Genomic DNA, 408 nt, shown 5'->3' with positions numbered 1-408 from the left:
CCGCACGGTGGCACGCTGGCCTTTTACCCGAGTGCCGATCCGCTGCGTGCCTTGCTGGCCGAAAGCAGCGCTGTGCCTGATACCTTTCAGTTGCCCCAGGCGCCAGGCAGCGCCGCAGAATGGACCGCACTGGCCACACGCATGGCCGCCAACCTCTGGGCGCAAAGCTGGCCGATGTGGCTGGATGCCGTGCAGTTGCAATACACGGCGGATGCCGAATGCCCGTGGTGGTTATGGGCCAATGCACGTGCCATACCGCTGGCCATCAGCGAGGCCGATGCTTGGCAACTGATGGCTATGACCGCTGGCGGGCCTGTTTCAATTTTTGGTGAGTGGACGGGTGAGTTGTTGCGACCGTTGACTGCATGGTCCGATGCCGACCGGTGGGCCGCGACCGGTGTGGTGGGA

Annotated in this window: 1 pseudogene; it reads left to right on the top strand. The window is 64.0% G+C overall.

Annotated features, from left to right (window positions below):
* Positions 1-408 (top strand): annotated as a pseudogene (locus RM812_RS42655) (hypothetical protein); the annotation flags it as partial.

This window comes from Streptomyces lancefieldiae (assembly GCF_031845825.1).
Taxonomy (GTDB): Bacteria; Actinomycetota; Actinomycetes; order Streptomycetales; family Streptomycetaceae; genus Streptomyces; species Streptomyces lancefieldiae.
The sequence above is the reverse complement of the archived record's forward strand: the minus strand, read 5'-3'. Positions and strand labels throughout refer to the sequence as shown.